Here is a 12,856-nt window from a genome sequence, read left to right as displayed (position 1 = left end):
TTGTTTATTGAAACCATTTGAACAGTTCGTCGGCAATCACTTGATGCCCCGCTTCGTTGGGGTGATTAACGTGCGACATATACTCCTTTAAGCTGTCCTCTTTCGTTGCGATCTGCACAAAACGCTGGTAAGGATCGGCAAGGCCAATATGGTACTGCCGTGCTAGAGTGCGGATTTGCTGCGCATGCTGGGCCAACTGACAGTTTGGATCGATCAGGTTTTGTCGTTGATCGGGTGAAGGAGTGAGGAGGACTACTTTGATGCCTTTTTCTTTTGCTGCTTCGATCATTTTGCTCCATGCAATTTTAGACCGCGCCAAGCCCACCCCCATGTCGTTCAGGGCATAGTCGATAAAGAGCACGTCGGGCTTATGCGGCAGCACGTCTGTAGCAAAGCGTTTTTCTCCTTTTTCGGCCCACTCTCCTCCGATAGAAGTAAGGATAACATTAATTACTGCATAGGGATATTGCGCTTTGAGCTTTTTTAATAAGAGATATGGATAAGACTGCAAGGTATGTACTTCAGAGTTGGCCCAGTATCCGGAAGGGACAGAATGACCGTGAAACACGAGGTTAATAGTTCGGTTTTTCGGGAATTTGGCGTGGAGCATGTGCTTAACCGAATCGAGATAGCCGACCGGAGAGATGCGGTCTGTTTCTTGAGCCCAGCTCACACTAAACAGAAATAAGCTGTAGACGATATATCTTGCTGTTTTCATAAAATATATAATGTCACCAGGAGACCACGAGATCTCCGCTAATATGTTCAACGACGTAGTGATGTCCGAATTTCTGATCGCCTTTTTTAAAAGGTATTTTACCTTCTTTCCAAGGATAATCGCTGTTCAGATAAAAATGGATGGCGCTATCTTTTGTGGTATCCGGCGGATATATCCGTACCGTGGCATTTTTTAGTCCGCTGACCTTTAAGCGTCTGCTAATACCTAGTTCCCCCGAATGCATTTCTTTAGAGGAGACAATGCCGTCTTGTTGTTCAATAAATACACGGCATTCCCGATGTGAGGCGGTTGGGAATATATAACTGCTGCTGCCATTGATCAACTCGGTATCGTAACCGTTTAGTAGAGGTGCCCCTTGTGGAAGCTTAAACAGGTGTTTTACGGTGGTGTTGGGCGCATAACCGGAAAAAAAGTAGGCGTTTCGGTTTCTGGAGATGCCTAGTACCGGACTTTTGATTGCTGGATCCGCTTTCTCGAAATTGATGTCAATTCCGAAGGCTTGAAGGATATAACGCATATAGAGTGGACCGATGAAGTACTCATTCGGGTTGTCCGGATTTAGAAGTCGCCCGCCCGAAAAGTGACTCGAATTGGTGCCGCTGATATAGGCGACGGCGCCCCCTTTCCAGGTCGGCAGTGCTCTTGCAATCACCACATCTCTACTGGCATTACCTTGCTTAAACTGTGCATATACTTTTGTGGATGTATCATGGACATCTTTTACTTTGCTGCTGATACCCGCTCCCGAAAAGAGGGCCTGATGACGGATTTTATTGGGATAAGCTTGCATTAAATGGTCGTTAACGAAGGCTCTGCTTATTTGAAATTCGCCGTCCAGAGGGTCGACCTTCTCCAAATTCAGCAAGTCCAGAAAGCGGTCGCTTGCCCTGTTAACAGGGCCATAAATAACGACTTTTCCTCCCTGTTGAACATGGTTGATTAGCGCCTTTTCATAGTCAGAGCCGGGATCGGGTACGATGCTGATCAGAACAGATTGATCGAAGAGCCCTGGTTTTTCACGTTTTACAGAAGAGAAAGAACGACTACTGATAACGGTGTTTAAGGGCAGACCATTATTGATAGCCTGGCGAATAAACCAGTCGCCATAGTAGATCTCTTCCAGGTTCTTTTGCTGATTGGCCCAATGATGATACTCCTCAAAAGGATATATCCACACGAGTGGGCCAGGCGCATCTGGGCTATCATAACGGGCTTTTAGGATGTGAGGCGTCACTTCGTCGGGCACCTGTGTCGGCATATTGCCAAACGAGTCATCCACTGTCAGAAAATTCAAATGGGTTGGCAAAGCGATGTTTCCCTCTGCATCGATACGGCTCACACTCATCGGTAGGTAAATGTCATGCGGTTCGCGGCCGTAACGATCCAGCCAAGGGCTGTTTAACCACCAAGGGTCGTGCGTATAATATCTAAAAATATAGTGGTCGCCCGGCAGCTCAGCCATGCGCGACATATAACCAACCAATTCCAGTCCGAAATCGCCATCGAGGGCAGCCCATGGCGAGTTGGGTGGGGGCAGTATATTAAAGCCTCCTTTATAGATGGTTCTTAAATCCACACCGTCTTTCGCCAAATCAATACCGGTAGAGAGATTGGTGCCCCGGGTTTCGATGCGGAAGTTGGGGCACTCTTGCCGGAAAAGTTTCCAAAAGTTAATAATCTTTGCTTTGGTGTCAGCAAGCTTGTCGCTGTTGAAACCGGTACCAGTGAAAATAACGCCGGTTGACGACCAAGGCTCCATGCCGAAGCCGAACCCATTGCTGAACCAAATATAGTCGAAGCCCAGGTCGCGTAAAAAGTGCTGACTTTGTCGGCCAAAGAAAGTGCCGAAAGGTGTGTTGGCCGGTATACCTTCCGGATAGCCGGCATAGCTCTGCTTGTCGGCCTTTAAAGTGGCGTAACTATAGACAAAGCTTTTATGGCCCATGGCGCTGCCCTCGAGGATTTCCGGATGTTTCTCGTATTTAAAGGGTGATTTCGCAAATTCAGGCCCAGGGTCGAACGTAGCACCGATACGTATTGGCTTGCCTGTGAGATGCTTTCCTACTTCCTTGAGGGTGTTTACAATTTGCTTAAGATCGCCATAGGTGAAATTAGGCGGGGCCCCCTGATAAAGGTAGGCCCGTTCGTGGAGCGAGAGCTCTTTCGGGCCGGAACCGACAGGGCGATCTGTGTTCGGATTGCCGATGTATTTAGCCCATTCCAGGGACTGATCCGACTTACCTTGGTAGTTGAGTATTTCGGAGCCGTCGGCCACCCATAGCAATACCGAAACCGTATCTGTATGGCGCAAAAGAGATTGCCACTGCGTAAACAGTTCGGTTGCCACCATTTGATAGTACTTGTTGTCTTTTTGCTTAAAAGGCTTCAGAGAGGCTTCTAATGTGATGTTAGCGAAGCGTTTCCCTGTTAGGCTCGTTGTTATTTGTGCGAACGCCTGAGTCCAATTTAATGTCAGCATAAAACACCAAGCCAGCAGCATTCGACATCTATTTTTCGTATACATCATACCTGCTTTTAGTTAGATCAATAACCTGGATTCTGTTGTAAGTTAGGATTTATTTCAATTTCGCGCCGCGGAATCGGCATCAACAATTCATGGTCCTCTACCGAAAAACGTAAGCCTTTTTCGGCATAATAAGCGTTAACCACTTCCTGCGCTTTGCCTGTACGTTTCAAATCGAACCAACGCTGTGCCTCAAAGAGAAATTCGACACGTCTTTCCTGCGCTATGGCACTGCGCAGCGCCTCCTGTCCAGTTTCTTGCAAGGCCGTCAAATGGGCTCGCGATCGCACCAGATTAAGATAGGTGAAGACGTCAGCAGCACCGAGCTCGTTCAGTGCTTCGGCATACATAAGCAAGACATCGGCATAGCGCAATACCGTGAAATTAGCGGCGCCGTCGAGTGGATTATTGGTAGTCATATCTACGAATTTGAGGCCATATCTGCTATAAACCATGCCGACATCCGAAAGGATGGAATCCCCTACGGATGCCGCTTTGCGTACATCACCCGGTTCATAGGCCTGTATGATGCTTAGCGTTGGGTTGATACGGCCTGATCCAGACTGCCTGTCGGGCAATAAACCGATAATAGCAGGCGTAAAGAGGGAGGAATAAGTGTTTCCCAGATTAACCCCTGAAGTGAATTTAAACTCAAAAATAGATTCCGCCAGATTTTCGTTGCCAGGCTGAAAGAGACTTTTGTAATCGTCTACCAGACTGTAATGACCTAAATCGATAACTTCTTTTAATTTGGCTGCGGCTTCTGTATAGTCGTGATGCGCAAGATATACCTTCCCTAATAAGGTTTTGATAGCGCCAATGGAAGCTTCGCCTTTATTGGCGTTTAAGGTGTTTGGTATCTGGCTTTCGGCTGTGACTAGGTCGTTGATGATGAGTTGATATACCTCTTCACTGGGCCTTAAGGTAATGTCGGTCGAGAAAACCTGCGACGGACTTTCAAACTCGGCATCGGTAACGGGAGCGTTTCCAAAAGCCTGCACTAGGAAGAAGTAACTTAAGGCACGCATAAACCGCGCTTCTGCCGATATCCTGTTTTTAGCTTCCTCATTGATGGAAGCCTCCTGAATGCGGTTCAAGAGTACATTACATCGTGCAACCGTAAAAAGGGCACTGTTCCAGGCGCTTTGGACAATGGTATTGGTTGCGGTGATAGTCATTTCATCAAATTCCACTTCCGCAAGAGACGATGTTGGAATGGAAATTTCTGTATTGTCGGTTGTTAATTCCGTAATGAAAAAAATATCGCGCGCGTATAAGTTTCTTAAAGTGGCGTAAATACCTACCATCGACGTTTCAAAATCTTCTTCCGTTTTATAGAAATTGTTCTGATTGATCTGGTTATCGGGTTCCAGTTCCAAAAAATTGCTACAGGCACTTATTGCTAATAGGCAAACGGTGCAGATGCTTAAACAGTACTTTTTCATATGTAAATAATTTAATCCATCGGTCAGATGGAGCTTACCATGTTAAAAATTTACATTCCCCTGTGTGATAAAAATGAATTTTAAACGTGGACGGTTCATAATATTGTTTATAAAGGTAAAATCGCATCGTTTATTTTAAAGTGGCACGAATCCCTAGTGTGAAAGTACGCGCCAACGGATAGCCGAAATAATCGACGCCGCTTGCCGCTATGTTATCGCCGGTAGAACTCACCTCCGGATCGTAGGAAGGGTAGTCGGTAAAGGTGAAAGCGTTTGCAATATCCCCGTATACAGTTAAACCGGGGATATTTAATTTGTTAAGCAAACGTTGCGGCAAGCGGTAGGCCAGGTTGATGTTTTTGATCCGAACGAAAGAACCGTCAAATAAGTAACGCGAGCTAAACTGTTGTCCGCGAGCATAGTCACTTCGAATAGCTCTAGGCACTAAACCGGCTCCTGGCTGTTCCGGCGAGCGCCAACGATCATTTACCAAAGCCAGCTGATTTTGTACGCCCGCGCTGTTCAATAAAATTTCACCTCCCTGAAAATAAACCTCCTGGCCCTGGCTGCCCACCACCGAGACGTTTAAGGTCAGGTTTTTATATCGAACCGTATTATTGAATCCGAAAGTATAATCGGGCATAGGGTTGCCAACAATAGTTTTGTCGTCGTCACTTATACGGCCATCGCCGTTTACATCTTCAAACTTTACGTCGCCCGGTTGTGTATTGGGTGTAACCAAAGGCGAGGAGTTAACCTCATCCCAATCTCTAAATACGCCGATAGCGTTTAACAAGAAAAAGCTAGAAATAGGTTTGCCTACTTCCGTAATTTGATAGGTTGAATTGCTGATACGCGAACCTGTCGTGCTTAATTTCAATACCTTATTCTTATTAAAGCTGATGTTGAAATTAGTAGTCCAGGAGAAATTGTCGCTACGGATATTTTCCGTATTTAAAGCGATTTCCAATCCCTTATTTTCCAGTTCACCGATGTTTTGGGTGGCGGTAAGGAAGCCGGAAATGGCCGGTAAGGCGTTGTTGAGCAACAGGTCTTTCTTCAGGTTGCGATAAAGATCGACACTGAGATTCAGTCGACTGTTCCAGAAAGCGATATCCAAACCTAAGTTTGTTTGCTGCGAGCGTTCCCAAGTCAACTCGGCATTAGCAAGCCCTGCTGGCACAATCCCTAGAATAGGTGCGCCGTTGTTTACATAAGAGGTAGTACCCAGTAAGCCGATGTGAGCGTAATTGCCAATGAGGTTATTACCCGATTCACCATAGCTCACCCGCAGCTTCAGGTCATTGATCACTTGTTGGTTTTTCATGAAGGCCTCTTCAGACAATCGGTATCCAACCGAGGCAGAAGGAAAGGTTCCCCAACGGTTGTTGGCACCAAAGCGAGAACTTCCATCGCGGCGTACTGTTCCGGTAAACAGCCATTTGTCAGCAAAAGTATAGTTAATCCTTCCAAACATGGAGAGCATAGCCCATTCGGAGATGTAGTTATTGCCGGCATTAACATTTCCACCGCCAATGTAATGGATATAATCAGTAGGAAAGTCTGTAGCACCGGCCTGCAAGATTTCAAATCGGTCTTTTTGAGCCGAAAAACCCGCAACGGCATTGATACGGTGTCGTTCATTAAGTTGCTTGTTATAGGTAATCGTATTTTCGTTCAACCAATTGATGGACGTCTGTTGATTGACGCCTGCCGTCGCAGGACTGGTTTTAACACCCCATTGGCCAATCTCGGACGACTTCCACAATTTCGTGTTACCGGAATTATAATTGATGCCGATGGAAGTTCTAATTGAGAGATCGTCGTTTATTTTATATTCGAGGTAATTGTTGTTGAAAATCTGCGTATTATAGCGCTTGTCGCTAAATTCGTCAATGACGAGTAAGGGATTTTCAACAGGCACACCGTAAGGGTCTAAAAGCTCCGACGTGTAAGTTCCGTCGGAATTATAAACCGGCAGGGCTGGGGAGTTTGCTAATGCCGTAGCAATCAAGCCTCGTTGACCTAGGTGACCCTCGGCTCTGGCGAAATCGCCATAAGAATGAGAGCCGGCGATAGAGACACCCAGCTTTAGCTTCTCCGTCAGATCCACGTCTAGGTTACTTCGTAGATTGAAACGCTTGAAATCCGATCCCTTGATGATACCTTGTTGATCGAAGTAACCTCCGGAGATGTTGTAGACGACCTGCTGGCCACCGCTGGTAGAGAATAGGTAGTTTTGCACGGGAGCGGTTCTGAAAATAACGTCCTGCCAATCGGTATTGGTAGTAAGGGCGCTAGGGTTGCGAAATTCGGGTTTGACGATGGTGGCGGTATTTCGAGCCTCGTTCGGATCGCTTGCGTTTCCACCGGCTAAAACCCAGGCATTATCGCGTCCCTCCGCCACAAACTGAGCGAACTCCTGGGCATTCATCATATCCAGCTTATTAGCTACCTGCTGCAAGCCGCCAGAAGCTTCCACCTGTATGCTCGATTGCCCTTTCCTGCCTCGCTTGGTCGTAATGATAACCACACCGTTTGCGCCCCGGGAACCATAGATAGCCGTAGCCGAAGCATCTTTTAAGATTTCGATCGACTCGATGTCTGAAGGGTTGATGGTGCTGAGCGGATTAATCTTTGATACGGTATTGTTGGCCATACCGCTGGAAGAGTAAGAGTTTCCGTTAAAACTCGACGCGTCCGATCCGCTGCCGCCGGCGCCAATGGCAAAGCCGTCAATCACGTATAGCGGCTGATTACCTCCGGTGATTGAGTTGATACCGCGTATAACCACATTAACGTTTCCCCCTGGGGAGCCGGTGGTTTGTGTGATTTGCGCGCCGGCCACTCTGCCCTGCATCAATTGGTCGAAACTAGCCGCCGGCGTTGGTATTAAGTCCCTTCCTGACAAATTTACAATGGAACCTGTTAAGTCGCGCTTTCGTTGCGTGCCGTAGCCCACTACTACGACATCTTCGAGCATTTGTGAAGTTGGTGTCAAACTGACCGTCAGGTTGTTTTCATCGCGCACCAGCACTTCCCGACGCTCAAAGCCGACATAGGTGAAAACGAGACTGGCGCCACTAGTCGCTGCAATGACGAACTGACCGTTTTCACCGGTTTTTGTAGAGGTGTTGCCCCCTTTAACGGTAATACTCACACCTGCTAAGGCTTGTCCGTCTTCTAATGAGACAACCCTTCCCCTGATTTGCGTCTGCCCTAAACTGATCTTATTTATAAATAAGAAGATCAGCAGGTAGACAAGCTTGAGTTTAATAAAAGATTTCATAAATTATTTGGTTAGATTTATAATTTATAGATAGCCTGTGTTATTCGACGATCACTGCTTCGATCGCTAAATATTCCCCTATTTTTTTTAACGTCTGTGCGTGATGTCCAATGCCAAGGGCAAAGTGATGCGTTGGCCCCTCTTTTACCCATTTTTTTAAAAAGGTTCGTACATCTGGTTTAAAATAGCCCCGCGTATTGGTGTTACCGGTGGGAGGAATGGGGCCTTCTACAGACATTCCTTCTGCTATGACAAATTTTATTTTTCCTTCATAAGTTGAAGTAATACTTAGCATGGTGATCGGACCCTCCTTTATTTTAAATTCGACGCCGGCACCAAAGCCGGGTTTTCCATGGTACTTTTTCAAGCTTCGCAGCACCGGTTGGCCTTCTGCTATGGAAATGTTGTGCGGACCGTCATGGCCAACAAGTACAAAGTTCTCCTGGAAGTCGACCGGGTGGAATTCGGCGAAGCTACCGCCTATCCCCAAGCGTTCCATAATCAGCATAGCGATGCAGCATTTCAGATCCGACTCGCCGCACATCGGAAAGCCGGCACCGGTGAGCAACGAGTTGCCTACGATTAGGTTGGTCATCACCTGCCGGGTTAAGCTGTTTTCTTCACCTTCGTAATAATAAGCCAATCCCGTCAAGTTTTTCTCCCGGACGAAGGTGTGCAAGGCGACGGATACACGTGCAGCAACCTCCAGGTCTGTGTCGCGCAGTTTTTCGGAGATGGGATCCGACACCGGGTCCGGTGTATCGAAGAAACCGAGGATCTTGTCTTTTTCGTAGTCGACAGCAGCCGACGAAACTTCATTATATTTATTGACAATCTCATGTGCTTCGCACTGCACAATGTGGAGGCCGAAGTGGGCCGTTAACATGGTTGCATCCGAATGCATATCCAACATCGCTTCTATGGGATGGCCGATATGGCCAATACGTGCTGTTTTGAGGTCGTGCAATACACGGGCGATATCGCAGTATTTCTTTATTTCTTCTTCGGCGGCGGGATCGTCATGTAATGTACCGATAATGACATCTGGGGCTTTCTTTCCCATGCGAACGGCTACGCCCGTGAACTCCGGCAAGGAACAGATGTCATCGTTGTAAAGTTGTTGATGCGTTGAAGCCCTACCGTAGTCGAGCGCCTTGTCCGGTTGGAGCGCTACCAAAACCATAGGGATATCTAATGCTCTTATAATAGCGCCAAAAGTACTGGAGGTGGCATAGGTGAGCATATCACAGAAAATAAGATCAAGGTTCCCTGCCTGGAGTTTCGGCACTAGGGCATAGGCGCCCATCACGTCATCTACCATGCCGAACTCAAAGAGCTCAATGTCGTACGTTTTTACTTTTTCGATGAATACCGCTTGCTTATCAAGCATCTGTTGATAGAGACCCTCAAATTGCGGCCAGTATTTTGCGTAGCCAACGCCAAATACGCCTATTCTCGGTCGTGTTTTTTCTCTTCTGTTAAAGTTTTTCATTCGCTTTTGTTACTAGTTTATATTTTCAGTTAACGCACTAAGTTGTTTTTTTGCAATACTTGTACGTTGTTCCTATTGAATTTTTTATCTGGTTTAATTGAGCGTTGAGAACTTCGGTGCTCGTGGTTTAAGATCGATGCAAAATGCGACGATTATAAAGGCTATCGGATACATAAGGCCGCACAGTAACCATAAAGGCGTGTATGTGTACTGTTGAACCACCAATCCGATGAGTGGGTTAACGATGAGGCCTGAAATAGCACCCGCAGTGCCAGAAAGCCCTACGATCGTGGATGTCGCTGTGTCTTCAAAGATGTCTGAAATGGCTGTGATGTAATTGGTAATCCAAAATCCATGTGCAAATAAGAGTATCGACATCAGTACAATGGCCTCGTTTAGATTTGTTGCAAGCGGTACCAGCATGGCCGACATGGTCAATAGTGCGGCAAATCCCATAATCGTCTTCCTAGCCTTATTAACCGAGTATTTCTTCTTAATCAGTCTGTCCGACAAATAGCCTCCTAGTATATTGGAGAAGCCGAGGGCTAAGAACGGTATCCATAAAAAGCGCCCGATGTCATCAAAGGAAACTTGCTTGGTTTCGTTGAGATATTTGGGGATCCAGAACATAAAAAAATAGAATACAGGATCTAGCAGAAAGCGGATAAGCAAGATGAGCAATGCAGACCGGTTTTTAAATATCTGAGAGAATGGCAATGTTTTTACGGTCGTTGGCAGTTTTGCCACTTCCGGCAAGGTTTCTTTTTTAGGCCACTGCACAAGAAGCCAAATTACGAGCCAAACGAGCCCTATTAATCCGGCTATAATAAAGCACCATCGCCATCCGTAAGCATTAGATAGCCAAATGGTGAGGACAGGTGCAATCACTGCCCCGATCGCCGAGCCGCCGATCGCAATGCCATTTGCTAGGGCACGTTCTTTTTTTGCAAACAGCTCATTCACGGTTTTGGCGGCTCCCGGGAAGCACGCTCCTTCGCCGAAACCGAGTAGAAAGCGCGAAGCGACCAGGTGCGAAAAGTGCGTCATAAATCCATGTAGGGCACTGGCAAGGGACCAGACGCCGACGGCTACTGCCAAGCCCTTTTTGCCACCGAATTTTTCTATTAATCGGCCGCCCACGGTGAACATCAAGGCGTAGCTGACCAAGAAGCTGGTATTCACCCATCCATATTGAATATCGGATATATTGAACTCTTTCTGGATCTTAATGATGGTAATAGATAGTATCTGACGGTCGAGAAAATTGAGGCCTGTTGCGATAAACACCAAGCTTACAATGATCCAACGGATATTACGGGTTAGCATAAGGCGGCGATTATAGGGTTCATAATAATGAATAGGTATTAACTTCTTTTATGTACTGCGGATACCGTTTAAACAAACCGCGGTTGAAAGGATCCAGGCCTGCCACCATGCCAATAGGATATTCTTTATACTTCATAACTTGTTTTGGTTAGCATTGGCAAACTTATCTTAGTGCGTTAAGTTTGTTGATACAAATATAGCTAAATATTATAAATCAGCAAGTTTTATTGTAAAAAAAAATATTAGACCTGTGGGTTCTATGATTCTTATAGCACTAAGTTGAAATGGCGTTTAATGGGAAAGCTTGGCGTGGCTTTATTACCAGTCTATGGTGCACTGATTTTCTGTAGGGGGTATGTAAGGACAGCCTGCTTTAGTAGCGCTACCACTTCATCTATTTCCTCTTTGTTAAGTGAAGCAAAGCCGAGACGCATACCTTGTTGTTGATGTTGGAAAGTAAGAGCCATGCCATTCATATTGATACCTTTGTAACTGGCTAGTGCGGTGGCGTGATCCAGTGAAAAGGGGGTGCGAAAGCCAATCCAAAGTGCCATATTTCCGTTAGGGGTATTTATTGCAAGCTGATTTCCTAATTTTTCTTTTAATTGATGAATAAGATAATCCCTCCGCTCGCGATAGATTTTGGTTGCCTTTTTGATATGCCGTGATAGTTCGCCGTTATTGATTAATGTAGCCAAGGTGTTTTCCATAATCTCGTCACCCATGATATTAATTAATCGCCGGAGCCTATAGGCTTTTTTAATGAGCGTTGCACTGGCGATCATAAAGCCAACACGTAGATAAGGCGATATCACCTTGGAAAAGGATCCAACATAAACAATATCTATTCCCTGTGCCTGGCTATATAAAGGTAGATAGGCCGAGTCGTCGTATTGAAAATCATAATCGTAATCGTCTTCGATAATAGTAAAACGGTATGTGCGGGCTAGTTGAAACAATTTGTTGCGTCGGGAAGCACTTAATGCTACGGTAGTAGGGTAGTGGTGGTGCGGAATACAGTAGACGATCCGTATCGCATGCATTTTGCACAACTGTTCTACGGCGTCTACATCCATACCTTCTTCATCGATTTTTACCTGATGCAACTGAGCTCCGGCATGTTTGAATACCTCGTCCGCCAAGTGATAGCCCGGGGTGCCAACAATCACATGTGCGCCGGGATTCACGAGGCATTTTGCTGCCAGATAGATGCCCATCTGTGCGCCATTGGTTACCATCACCTCGTCGAGGCGGGTATTTATGCCACGGGTTTTTTGTAAATAACCGACCAAGGTGTTTCGCAGCGAGAATGCTCCCCAGGGCAATAAGGGGTCTTCCATAGATTGCAATGCCTTTTGTCGCAATGAAAAGCGGTATTCGCGGGTAATTAACTCGTGTGGAAAAAGACGTATGTCCGGATAGCCGTCGTTTAATACAATTCGATTGCCAGTATGCACGCGTGTTGTAAAGTGTACAACGTCGGAAAAGTGATCTTCCGTTGCCGGCTGTTGCTCGTTTATCCAGGGCTTAGGCTGTAAGTCAGGAAGTGTGTTGGCTACAATTACGCCTTTCCGCGGATTGATATCCACCCAAGCTTGTGCGTAAAGTTCGTCGTAAGCGGAAATGATGGTCTTACGATGAACATTTAACGTTTTTGCCAAGGTGCGTGTGCCTGGAAGGCGAGCACCGCTTTCAATAATGCCTTTTTGAATCGCATCAATTACGCCTGTAGCAATTTGTTGGTATAAAGCAGTGTCGGCCGTACGGTCTATTGGGATAAGTTGTCTAAATGGTAACATCAATTTGCTATTTTTTAAAACTGGACCGTTGTGTTTAAAAAAACTGGATGCCTAAAGGAGTTTGTTTCTCTTATAATTTTGGGTAAATCTACAAAAAAATCGATTTTTCGTTTGTTCTATTTTAAAATTTGATGAAAAATATTGAAAACTATAAAAAAAGTGCTGTTTCGTTGTTCAATGTTGGATTTTCTGATTCATAATGAGCGGATGATGAATGCGTGGGTTGTATTCGTTTAATAAAT

General features: G+C 45.9%; 7 protein-coding genes. All 7 read right to left on the bottom strand.

What is annotated here, in order from left to right; all coding sequences use genetic code 11:
- Positions 1 to 4 precede the first annotated feature (4 nt).
- Positions 5 to 718: a GDSL-type esterase/lipase family protein gene (locus tag EPX21_RS01635; RefSeq protein WP_134087933.1), complete on the bottom strand. Its 714-nt coding sequence runs from the start codon at positions 716 to 718 to the stop codon at positions 5 to 7.
- A gap of 13 nt (positions 719 to 731) precedes the next feature.
- A complete protein-coding gene (locus EPX21_RS01630) occupies positions 732 to 3,266 on the bottom strand; it encodes a hypothetical protein (protein WP_206105969.1) in 2,535 nt (844 codons plus the stop codon).
- A 17-nt stretch (positions 3,267 to 3,283) separates the two neighbouring features.
- Entirely contained in the window at positions 3,284 to 4,708 is a 1,425-nt protein-coding gene (locus EPX21_RS01625) for a RagB/SusD family nutrient uptake outer membrane protein (RefSeq protein ID WP_134087932.1), read from the bottom strand.
- A 130-nt stretch (positions 4,709 to 4,838) separates the two neighbouring features.
- A complete protein-coding gene (locus EPX21_RS01620; protein ID WP_134087931.1) occupies positions 4,839 to 7,997 on the bottom strand; it encodes a TonB-dependent receptor in 3,159 nt (1,052 codons plus the stop codon).
- A 40-nt stretch (positions 7,998 to 8,037) separates the two neighbouring features.
- The gene (locus tag EPX21_RS01615) at positions 8,038 to 9,489 is read right to left on the bottom strand and encodes an L-fucose/L-arabinose isomerase family protein (RefSeq protein WP_134087930.1); all 1,452 of its coding nucleotides are present in this window, start codon (positions 9,487 to 9,489) and stop codon (positions 8,038 to 8,040) included.
- A gap of 93 nt (positions 9,490 to 9,582) precedes the next feature.
- Positions 9,583 to 10,815 carry an MFS transporter gene (locus EPX21_RS01610; protein WP_134087929.1) on the bottom strand — a complete coding sequence of 411 codons (1,233 nt, stop codon included), beginning with the start codon at positions 10,813 to 10,815 and terminating at the stop codon, positions 9,583 to 9,585.
- A gap of 326 nt (positions 10,816 to 11,141) precedes the next feature.
- A complete protein-coding gene (locus tag EPX21_RS01605) occupies positions 11,142 to 12,614 on the bottom strand; it encodes a PLP-dependent aminotransferase family protein (RefSeq protein ID WP_134087928.1) in 1,473 nt (490 codons plus the stop codon).
- Positions 12,615 to 12,856 lie beyond the last annotated feature (242 nt).

The organism is Olivibacter sp. XZL3 (genome assembly GCF_004368405.1).
Lineage (GTDB): Bacteria > Bacteroidota > Bacteroidia > Sphingobacteriales > Sphingobacteriaceae > Olivibacter.
Note: the sequence above shows the minus strand (reverse complement) of the source record. Positions and strands in the feature narration are given on the sequence as shown.